This window comes from Pseudonocardia sp. (genome assembly GCF_025965585.1).
Lineage (GTDB): Bacteria > Actinomycetota > Actinomycetes > Mycobacteriales > Pseudonocardiaceae > Pseudonocardia.
In genome coordinates, this window is record NZ_JAOPWR010000361.1 from 1 (window position 1) to 9087 (window position 9087).

Consider the following 9087-nt stretch of genomic DNA (forward strand, 5'->3'; position numbering starts at 1 on the left):
CCCCGAAGATCTCCTTGGTGAGCGCTTCCCCGTCGGCGGCGGTGGCGATCGCGATGCCGGCGTCGGGGTGCAGGTGGTCGACGTGCGGAGCGTCGACGAGGCCGTGCATGGCCGTGTCGATCGACGGTGCCGCTCCCCCGCGCCCGTGCAGGCAGAAGTCGAACGCGGCCACCATCTCGTCCTCGCGCTCGACGCCCGGGTAGACGTCGACGAGCGCGCGGACCCGGTCCAGCCGCAGCACGGCCAGCCCCGACTCCTTCAACGTGCCGAGGTCTCCCCCGGAGCCCTTGACCCACAGCAGGTCGACGGGCCCACCGGTCACCGGGTCGGTCTCGGAGCCCTTCGCGGAGGTGTTGCCCCCGGCGTAGTTGGTGGTGGTCGGGTCGGCGCCGAGCCGGTTGCTCCGGGTGAGGAGCTCGTGGACTGCCTGGTGGGTCCCCGTCGTGGTCAAACTGGTTCCTTTCCGGTCAGGTGGATGATCGCGGCGAGGGCCACATCACGGCCCTCGCGTGGGTGCTCAGGTGTCCGTCGCGCCGATCACGCGCCCCAGCCGGCCTGCCGGCCACCCACGCGGGCGGTCTCGATCTCTTGCTGGTAGCCGCTGCGGTGGTAGGCCGCCACCGGGTCGGGTTCCAGGCCCATCTCCTCGCGCAGATCGCGCAGCAGCGGGCGGACGTCGGTGTTGTAGGCGTCCATCAGCACCGCGTTCGAGCCGAGCACGTCGCCGGCGGCCTGGGCGGCGGCGAGGGCGTCCTGGTCGACGAGCAGCGCTTTCGCGGTCGCCTCCTGCACGTTGAGCACCGAGCGGATGATCGCGGGGATCTTGCCCTCGATGTTGTGGCACTGGTCCAACATGAACGCGATGCCGGACGCGGGCGACAGCGCGTCGGCGGAGACGATCTCGAACAGGATCCGGAACAGCTGGAACGGATCGGCCGCCCCGACCATGAGGTCGTCGTCGGCGTAGAAGCGGGAGTTGAAGTCGAACGCGGCCAGCCTCCCGGCTCGCAGCAGGAACGCGACGATGAACTCGATGTTGGTGCCCGGGGCGTGGTGGCCGGTGTCGATGCAGACGCCCGCCTTGGGGCCCAGCTCGATGCAGTGGGCGTACGAGGTGCCCCAGTCGGGCACATCGGTGGTGTAGAACGCCGGCTCGAAGAGCTTGTACTCCAGGAGCATCCGCTGGTCCTCGCCGAGCCGGTCGTAGACCTCGCGCAGGGCCGCGGCGAGCCGGTCCTGCCGGGCGCGGATGGAGTCCTGGCCCGGGTAGTTGGTGCCGTCGGAGAACCACAGCTTGAGGTCGCGGCTCCCGGTGGCGTCCATGATGTCGACGCACTCGAGCAGGTGGTCGGTGGCCTTGCGGCGCACCCGCGGGTCGGGGTTGGTGACCGAGCCCAGCTTGTAGTCGTCGTCCTGGAAGACGTTGGCGTTGATGACGCCGAGCCCGACGCCCTGGTCGGCGGCGAACTCGGCGAGACCGGGCCACTGCTCGGGGCCGCTCTCCACGCGATCCCACGGGATGTGCAGCGCCACTGTCGGCGCCACGCCGGTCAGGCGGTGCACCACCGCCGCGTCGGCGATCTTCTCCTGCGGCGTTCGCGGCACCCCCGCCTGCGCGAACACCTTGAACCGCGTGCCGGAGTTGGCGTAGGCCCACGACGGGGTCTCGATGCGCTGCTCGCGGAGAGCAGGCTTGACGTCTTGCACGCTGTTGACTCCAGCTGGCCTATGAAACGTTTCAAAAGAGTGACCCGGGCGACCCTAGAGGGAGGGTCGGCGAGTCGTCAAGAGCGCCCGCGCAGATCGGCGGCGGGGACGCTAAGGTCCCGATCCGGGGATCGACATCGGCCCCATGGCTGGTTTTGCGTACGTTTCACAAGGGGGCCGGGTGTCCGGACCGATCGCGCCGAGCATGAAGGACGTCGCCGCCCGGGCGGGCGTCTCCCTCGGCACGGTCTCCAACGTCCTCAACCGGCCCGAGATGGTCAGCGAGCGCACCCGCCACCGCGTGCAGGCCGCCATCGAGGCACTCGGGTTCGTGCGCAACGAGTCGGCCCGCCAGCTGCGCGGGGGCGGCAGCCGCACGCTCGCCTACGTGGTGCTCGACGCCGCCAACCCGTTCTTCACCGACGTCGCCCGTGGCATCCAGGACGCCGCCGACGCCGAGGGCCTCGCGGTCTACCTGTGCAACAGCGGGGAGGACCGCCACCGCCAGGCCGCCTACCTGGACCTGCTGGAGCAGCAGCGTGTGGAGGGCGTCCTGATCACCCCCATCGACGCGGGCGACCCCCGGATCGCCGATCTCGCGCGGCGCGGCACACCCGTCGTCGTCGTGGACCGGGGGGCGGGTCCGGGCCACTGCTCCGTCACCGTCGACGACGTGCTGGGCGGCGACCTCGCCGTCACCCACCTGCTCGACACCGGCCATGAGCGCATCGCATTCATCGGCGGCCCCCGCACGCTCGGCCAGGTCGGCGACCGCATCGCCGGCGCGCAGCGGGCGCTGGCCCGCGCCGGCCTCTCCCCTGACGCGCTGACGGTGCTGGAGACGTCCCGTCTCGACGTCGCCGAGGGCCGCCGGGCCGGCGAACGGCTCGCCGGCCTCCCGCTGGCCCGCCGCCCCACGGCCGCGTTCTGCGCCAACGACCTGCTCGCCCTCGGCCTCCTGCAGCAGATGGTCCGCCTGGGCCTGCGCGTGCCCGAGGACATGGCGATCGTCGGCTACGACGACATCGAGTTCGCCGAGGCCGCCGCCGTCCCCCTGACGTCGGTGAGCCAGCCCCGCCACCTGCTCGGACGCACCGCCGCGGAGCTCCTGCTGAACGAGTCCCGCGGCGGGGCCGAGCACGAGCACCGGCAGGTGGTGTTCGACCCGGAGCTGGTCGTGCGCACGTCCACGCGCCTGCGCCCGAGCCGCCCCCTGACACCCCGTCCGACGACCGGCACCCCGCTCCTCGGTGGCGGACCGGCTCAGCCCACCCCGGAGTCCCGGTAGAAGCCCTCGATGTGGGCGCGCACCGCACGCTCCGCGTCGTCCCCGCGGCCGTCGCGCACCGCCTCGAGGAGACTCCGGTGCTCGTGGCGCAGCCGGCTCTCCATGCCGTCCCAGTCACCGACGGCCTGCGCCCCGGCCCGGACGTACGCCCGCACCGCCCCCCGCACTCCGCTCATCATGGCCGTGACCAGCCCGTTCCCCGCCGTCCCGACGAGCGTGGCGTGGAACTCGCCGTCGAGGTCGAGGAACGCATCGGGGCCCAGCCCGCAGGCGTCCATGGCGTCGAGGAATGCGGCGGCCCGGTCCAGGCCCGCGGTGTCGGGCCGCTCGGCGGCGGCCCGCACCCCCCAGCTCTCCACGAGCAGCCGCAGCTCCACGACGTCGCGGACGGGAACGCCGCTCGTGGCCACGTGCAGGCGCAGGGCCGCGCCGATGCCGGTGGCGGCGTCGGCGATGAGGATCGCGCCCGCGTCCGGGCCGGAGCCCGCGGCCGTCCGGACCACGCCGAGCGCCTCCAGCACCCGGACCGCCTCGCGCACCGACGGGCGGGAGACGCCGAGCTGCTCGGCGAGCACCCGCTCCCCCGGCAGCCGATCGCCGAGCGCGAGCCGGCCCGCGGCGAGATCGGCCTCGATCCGGGCCATGACACGCTCGTGGGTGCGCACCGGCGGAGCCTATCGTCCTGTGGTAAGACCACATCGACCGTCCGAGCCGGGAGTGTTCGTGAAGATCGCACTGTTCGTCACCTGCCTGGCCGACGCCATCGCGCCGCAGGTCGGCAAGGCCACCGTGGCGCTTCTGGAGCGGCTGGGCCACGAGGTGGTGTTCCCGTCGGCCCAGACGTGCTGCGGCCAGATGCACGTCAACACCGGCTACCAGCGCGAGGCGGTGCCGCTGGTGCGCCATCACGTCGAGGTGTTCGAGCCCTACGACGTGGTCGTGGCGCCGTCCGGGTCGTGCGTCGGGTCGGTGCGCCACCAGCACGCGATGGTCGCCCGCGGCGCCGGCGACGACGCGCTGGCGGCCCGGGCGGAGGCGGTGGCAGGTCGCACCTACGAGCTGTCCGAGCTGCTCGTGGACGTGCTCGGCGTCGAGGACGTGGGCGCGTACTTCCCGCACCGCGTCACCTACCACCCCACCTGCCACTCGCTGCGGATGCTCCGCGTCGACGACAAGCCGTTGCGTCTGCTGCGCCACGTGCGCGGCATGACGCTGCTGGGGCTGCCCGCGGCCGACCAGTGCTGTGGGTTCGGCGGCACGTTCGCGGTGAAGAACGCCGACACCTCGACGGCGATGCTGGCCGACAAGATGCACAACGTCCTGAGTACGGGCGCCGAGGTGGCGACGGCCGGGGACGCGTCCTGTCTGATGCACATCGGCGGCGGCCTCTCCCGTCTGAAGACCGGCACCCGCACCCTGCACCTGGCCGAGATCCTGGCCGCAACGGAGGGCACGGCATGAGCGGCTCCGCCACCCGTGCGACCCCCAGGAGGCATCGATGACCACGTTCCTGGGCGTTCCCGCCCCCCGCCGCGTCGGCCACCTGCGCGGCAGCCGCTCCTTCCCCGAGGCCGCCCGCGACGCGCTGGGCGACTCCCAGCTGCGCCGCAACCTCAGCCACGCCACGTCGACGATCCGGGACAAGCGCGCGAAGGTCGTCGCCGAGCTGGACGACTGGGAACAGCTCCGGCTCGCGGGCTCGGCGCTCAAGACCGCCACCATGGCACGGCTGGACGAGCACCTGGAACGGCTGGAGCGCGAGGTCACCGCCCGCGGCGGCACCGTGCACTGGGCCCGCGACGCCAACGAGGCCAACGCCATCGTCACGCGACTGGTGCAGGAGACGGGCGAGACCGAGGTCGTCAAGGTCAAGTCGATGGCCACGCAGGAGATCGGCCTCAACGAGGCGCTGGAGGCCGCCGGTATCGAGGCCAAGGAAACCGACCTCGCCGAGCTGATCGTGCAGCTCAGCCACGACCAGCCCTCGCACATCCTGGTCCCTGCGATCCACCGCAACCGCGCGGAGATCCGCGAGATCTTTCTGCGCGAGATCCCCGGCGTCGACCCCGACCTGACGTCCGAGCCGCGGCGGCTCGCGATGGCCGCCCGCAAGCACCTGCGCGAGCGGTTCCTGCGGGCGAAGGTCGCGATCTCGGGCGCCAACTTCGGGGTGGCCGACACCGGCACGCTGCTCGTCGTCGAGAGCGAGGGCAACGGACGGATGTGCCTGACCCTGCCCGAGACGTTGATCACCGTGATGGGCATCGAGAAGGTCGTGCCCACGTGGGCGGACCTCGAGGTCTTCCTGCAGCTGCTCCCCCGTTCCTCGACGGGCGAGCGGATGAACCCCTACACCTCGGCCTGGACGGGCGTGACGCCCGGCGACGGCCCGCAGGCGTTCCACCTGGTGCTGCTCGACAACGGCCGCACCGCCACGCTCGCCGACGAGGTGGGGCGCGCGGCGCTGCACTGCATCAAGTGCTCGGCGTGCCTGAACGTCTGCCCCGTCTACGAGCGCACGGGCGGCCATGCCTACGGCTCGGTGTACCCGGGGCCGATCGGCGCGGTGCTGTCGCCGCAGCTCACGGGCGTGGAGGACAACGCATCGCTGCCCTACGCGTCGAGTCTCTGCGGGGCCTGCTTCGACGCTTGCCCGGTGCGGATCGACATCCCGTCGCTGCTCGTGCGGCTGCGCGCCGAACACGTGGACGCGAACCGGGGCGGGGTCCCGAGCGCCGAGGCCGTGGCGATGGCGGCCGCGTCCTGGGTGATGTCGACGCCCGGCCGGTTCGGCGCCGCGGAGACGGCATCGCGGCTGGGGCGGCTGCTCGGCCGTTCGACGGGCCGCATCTCGACGCTGCCCCCGCCGCTCTCGGCCTGGACGGCGAGCCGGGACGTGCCCCGCCCACCGGAGGAGACGTTCCGGCAGTGGTGGGCGCGCGAGCGGGGCGGTTCGGCATGATGATCACCCTCCTGGCGCGTTCCCGGCCGGATACGGCCGACGATGCACCCGGCCGACGATCATGGAGCGCTCGATGACCGCCCGCGACGACGTCCTCGCCCGGATCCGCGGCGCCAACGCCGCCGCCGGCAACCCCCCGCCGCCCGAGGTGCCTCGCGACTACCACCGCTCCGGTGAGCACGCCCCCGGCACGGACGCGGTGGTCGACCTGCTGGTGGACCGGCTCGTCGACTACAAGGCCACCGTGATCGACGCCCGCGGCGGGAGGACGGACGACCGGAGCGCCGGCGCCCACCGCGGTAGCCCGCCCGCGCCGTCGCCCGGCACCCCGTCCGGGAGCCCGACCAGCACCGCAGCGGTCGGGCCGACACCCGCGTCCGACGTCCACGCGGCCATCCGCACGGCGCTGAGCGGGATCACCGGGCCGGTGGTCGTCCCGCCCGGCCTCCCCGCCGGCTGGTGGCCGGACGGCACGGTGGACGCCGGGTTCTCCCCCACCGACCTCGACGGCTACGCGGCGGCGGTCACCGCCTGCGCCACGGCCTGCGCCACCACCGGCACGATCGCGCTGGACGCCTCCCCCGACCAGGGCCGCCGGGCGATCACGCTCGTGCCCGACGTCCACGTGTGCGTGGTCCGCGCCGACCAGGTGGTGCAGACCGTGCCGGAGATGCTCGCCCGGCTGGAGCCGACCCGGCCCACCACGTTCGTCAGCGGGCCGTCGGCCACCAGCGACATCGAGCTCGAACGCGTGGAGGGCGTCCACGGCCCGCGGACCCTCATCGTCGTGCTGGTGGGGTGAGCCCGTCCGCGGCTCCCCTGCGACGCCGCGGCGCACCGTTGGCGATGATCACCGCGGCCCACGGCAGGAACCCGGTGAGCAGCACCATCACGGCCCCCGCCCACGGATGCCAGAGATAGAGCGGGTACGACACCGCGAAGCCGACGAGGTGCACCAGCATGATCGCGACGTAGACGTGGCGGCGGTGGGCCTGCTCCTCGTCGAAGGACGGGGCGGCGTCGGTGATGAGCGGTGGGTGTTCGGACATGGCGGAACCTCCACGGGATCCAGCGCCCGCTACGGCGCGGACAGTCCGGGACCGGTCAGGTGATGGTAGTTCGCCGGCCGCAGCCGCATCGCGTGCAGCACGGTGACGGGGTCGCCTGGGGCGACCACCACCTCGATGAGGTCCCGGCGCGGCGTCAGGCCGATGTGCAGCAGGTCGACGCCCTGCACGACCGTGCGGAGCGGGGCCGCGAGGACCCCGCGGATCTCCTCGCGCCCGATCCCGTGTTTGCGCGCGCTGCGCGTCACCTGCACCCGCCCAGATTACCGGGGCCACACGCTTCCGGCACTCGCGGTCGTCGTCCGCGCACCGGCTGAGAAACGCGGAAACACCGATGGACAGCTGGCGAGATCTGTTCCACATGGCCCTGCGGAACTGCTACCGAATTCGGCAGATGGTGTAGCTCGGGCAGTCAAGCCCGCCCCGGCCGCTTCGCGCTCACCACCGCCATTCCCGCCTGGGGCCCGCGGATATCGCGCATGAAGTGCGTGGGTACTCACAGAGCGTTCTGTGTGAGCATCCCGAGCAACTCCGCCGTGATCTCGGAGAAACGCGTCGACGTCGTGGTCGCGAGATCGCGCGGACGCGGCAGGTCCACCGTCACCTCGTGCCGCACCGACGTCGGGCGCGGCCCCAGCACCACCACGCGGTCGGAGAGGTAGACCGCCTCCCGGATGTCGTGGGTGATCAGCAGCACCGTCCAGTCGAACCGGCCGCGCACGTCGGCGAGCCAGGTCTGCATGTCGGTGCGGGTGAGCGAGTCCAGCGCACCGAACGGCTCGTCGAGCAGCAGCACGGGGCGGTCCTGCACCACCGTGCGCAGCAGTGCCGCCCGCTGCCGCATGCCCCCGGACAACTCGGCCGGGTGGGAGTCCTCGAACCCGGCCAGGCCGAACGTCGGGAACAGCGCGCGGGCGCGCTCGCGGGCCGCCCGGCGCGGCACCCCGGCCACCTCGAGGCCGAGCGTCGTGTTGGCCAGCACCGTGCGCCACGGGAACAGCAGGTCCTGCTGAGGCATGTAGGCGAACGGGTCGACGCGGCCGGTGGCGTCCTCGCCGTCGACGAGCACGCGCCCGGCGTCGGGGCGTTCCAGCCCGGCGATCACGTTGAACAGCGTCGACTTGCCGCACCCGCTCGGCCCGATCACCGACACGAACTCTCCCGGCACGACGCCGAACGCGACGCCGTCGAGCACGGGCAGCGCTCCGTAGGCCTTGACCAGGTGGTCGACGCCGAGGCGGGCCTCAGCCACGCCGGTTCCACGGGATCACGAGGCGCTCCACCGCGTAGGTGAGCGCGAACAGCGCCACCGACAGCACCGCCGTGACCACGACGGCGGCCAGCACCAGGTCGGTGCGGAAGGAGTTCTTCTGCAGGTTCATGAAGATCCCCAGCCCCGCGGTGGCGCCGACGTACTCGGCGAAGATCGCGCCGGTCACGGCATAGGTGATGCCGATGCGCAGCGCCGTGAAGAACCGCGGCAGCGCGCCGGGCAGCCGCACGTAGCGGAACTGCGCCCAGCGCGACGCACCCATGCTGCGCAGCAGGTCGGTGGCCTGGCGCTCGGTGGCGGCGAACCCCTCGATCAGCCCCACCGCGATCGGGAAGAACGTCACCAGGGCGATGACGACCACCTTGGGCAGCAGCCCGAACCCGAACCAGATGATGAGCAGCGGGGCGATCGCGATGATCGGCAGCGTCTGCGACACCACCAGCAGCGGCGTCAGCGCGCGCTTGAGCCACGGCGAGAAGTCGACGGCGACGGCCAGCCCCCACCCCACCACGAGCGACACCGCGAACCCGACGACGGTGACCTGCAGGGTGGGCAGGGTGTTGGTCCACAGCTGGTCGCGGTAGGCCCACCCCTGCTCCACCACGCGCAGCGGCGACGGCAGCACCTGTGGCCGCACCGCGTAGGCGTCCACGTACCACTGCCAGACCACGAGCACCGCCACCACGAGCACGAGCGGCGGCGCGACGCGCCCCACCCACGACCCGCCCCCGCGCGCCGGATCCCGGCCGCCCGCGCCCCACACCGCGGGTGGGCGCGAGGCGGGCCCCCG

Annotated in this window: 11 protein-coding genes; 4 read left to right on the forward strand and 7 right to left on the reverse strand. The window is 72.8% G+C overall.

Annotated elements, in window-relative coordinates; translation table 11 throughout:
- Both JWR81_RS22030 and rhaI read right to left on the reverse strand, forming a co-directional pair.
- Positions 1-451, reverse strand: a 451-nt coding sequence (locus JWR81_RS22030) for a class II aldolase/adducin family protein (protein WP_297656204.1), incomplete at its 3' end; no start/stop codon positions are given.
- Between the two features lie 86 nt (positions 452-537).
- Entirely contained in the window at positions 538-1707 is a 1170-nt protein-coding gene (rhaI, locus tag JWR81_RS22035; RefSeq protein ID WP_297656207.1) for an L-rhamnose isomerase, read from the reverse strand.
- 205 nt (positions 1708-1912) lie between these two features.
- Between rhaI and JWR81_RS22040 the strand changes: the two genes are divergently transcribed.
- Positions 1913-2995: a LacI family DNA-binding transcriptional regulator gene (locus tag JWR81_RS22040; protein WP_297656239.1), complete on the forward strand. Its 1083-nt coding sequence runs from the start codon at positions 1913-1915 to the stop codon at positions 2993-2995.
- On the opposite strand, the gene JWR81_RS22045 is transcribed toward JWR81_RS22040, so the two are convergent.
- Positions 2971-3660, reverse strand: coding sequence for a FadR/GntR family transcriptional regulator (locus JWR81_RS22045; RefSeq protein ID WP_297656210.1), 690 nt, complete (start codon positions 3658-3660; stop codon positions 2971-2973). The two genes, JWR81_RS22040 and JWR81_RS22045, sit on opposite strands and share 25 nt — an antisense overlap.
- A 58-nt stretch (positions 3661-3718) precedes the next feature.
- Here JWR81_RS22045 and JWR81_RS22050 point away from each other — a divergent pair, with 58 nt between their 5' ends.
- The 3 genes from JWR81_RS22050 (at position 3719) to JWR81_RS22060 (ending at position 6759) form a co-directional block, all read left to right on the forward strand.
- Positions 3719-4456: a (Fe-S)-binding protein gene (locus JWR81_RS22050; protein ID WP_297656213.1), complete on the forward strand. Its 738-nt coding sequence runs from the start codon at positions 3719-3721 to the stop codon at positions 4454-4456.
- 37 nt (positions 4457-4493) lie between these two features.
- Positions 4494-5957 carry a LutB/LldF family L-lactate oxidation iron-sulfur protein gene (locus JWR81_RS22055; protein ID WP_297656216.1) on the forward strand — a complete coding sequence of 488 codons (1464 nt, stop codon included), beginning with the start codon at positions 4494-4496 and terminating at the stop codon, positions 5955-5957.
- A 73-nt stretch (positions 5958-6030) separates the two neighbouring features.
- A complete protein-coding gene (locus JWR81_RS22060) occupies positions 6031-6759 on the forward strand; it encodes an LUD domain-containing protein (RefSeq protein WP_297656228.1) in 729 nt (242 codons plus the stop codon).
- Here JWR81_RS22060 and JWR81_RS22065 read toward each other — a convergent pair.
- The 4 genes from JWR81_RS22065 to JWR81_RS22080 all read right to left on the reverse strand — a co-directional run bounded on the left by JWR81_RS22065 (position 6737) and on the right by JWR81_RS22080 (position 9060).
- On the reverse strand, positions 6737-7006 hold the full coding sequence (locus JWR81_RS22065) for a DUF3099 domain-containing protein (protein ID WP_297656231.1): 270 nt from the start codon (positions 7004-7006) through the stop codon (positions 6737-6739). The two genes, JWR81_RS22060 and JWR81_RS22065, sit on opposite strands and share 23 nt — an antisense overlap.
- A 29-nt stretch (positions 7007-7035) precedes the next feature.
- A complete protein-coding gene (locus JWR81_RS22070) occupies positions 7036-7278 on the reverse strand; it encodes a hypothetical protein (RefSeq protein ID WP_297656233.1) in 243 nt (80 codons plus the stop codon).
- Positions 7279-7520: 242 nt separating this feature from the next.
- On the reverse strand, positions 7521-8276 hold the full coding sequence (locus tag JWR81_RS22075; protein ID WP_297656236.1) for an ABC transporter ATP-binding protein: 756 nt from the start codon (positions 8274-8276) through the stop codon (positions 7521-7523).
- Positions 8269-9060, reverse strand: coding sequence for an ABC transporter permease (locus tag JWR81_RS22080; protein ID WP_297656242.1), 792 nt, complete (start codon positions 9058-9060; stop codon positions 8269-8271). The genes JWR81_RS22075 and JWR81_RS22080 overlap by 8 nt, the downstream gene beginning before the upstream one ends.
- Positions 9061-9087: the final 27 nt, after the last annotated feature.